The following is a 531-nucleotide window of genomic DNA, read 5'->3' on the forward strand; positions in this document are numbered from 1 at the left end:
CCCTGTGCACGCACTACGGCATGACGGCGAGCCGCAACAACCCGGGGCGCGGGCACGAAAATGCCAGCATCGAGTCGCCCCACGGCCACTTCAAGCGGCGCCTCAAGCAGCGACTGACGCTGCGCGGCTCACATGATTTCCCCAGCCTCGTCGACTACCAGGCGTTCCTCGATGAGATCACCACCGCCATCAACCGGCGTAATGCCGCCCGCATCACGCTCGAACGCGCTGCCTTGAAGCCGCTCCCCAGCCGGCCGGGGACCGATTACACCGAGCTGACGGTACGCGTCACCACGTCCAGCACCATCCAGGTCCGCAAGGTGCTCTACTCGGTGCCGTCCCGACTGATCGGCGAGCGGCTGCGCGTGCACCTGTACGACGACCGGCTGGTGGTGCACCACGCCCAGCAGGCCCTGCTGACGTTGCCGCGCCTGCATGCCACGCCGAAGAGCGGTCGCCTGCGGGCGATCGACTATCGCCATGTCATCGGCTGGCTGGTCCGCAAGCCCCGGGCGCTGGCGGGGCTGACGT

1 protein-coding gene is annotated in these 531 nt (G+C 68.2%); it reads left to right on the forward strand.

Going from position 1 to position 531, the window contains the following annotated elements:
- On the forward strand, nt 1-531 hold a 531-nt coding region (locus MKP05_RS21585; protein WP_439109017.1), incomplete at both ends, for a Mu transposase domain-containing protein.

This window comes from Halomonas flagellata (genome assembly GCF_022487945.1).
GTDB lineage: Bacteria > Pseudomonadota > Gammaproteobacteria > Pseudomonadales > Halomonadaceae > Halomonas > Halomonas flagellata.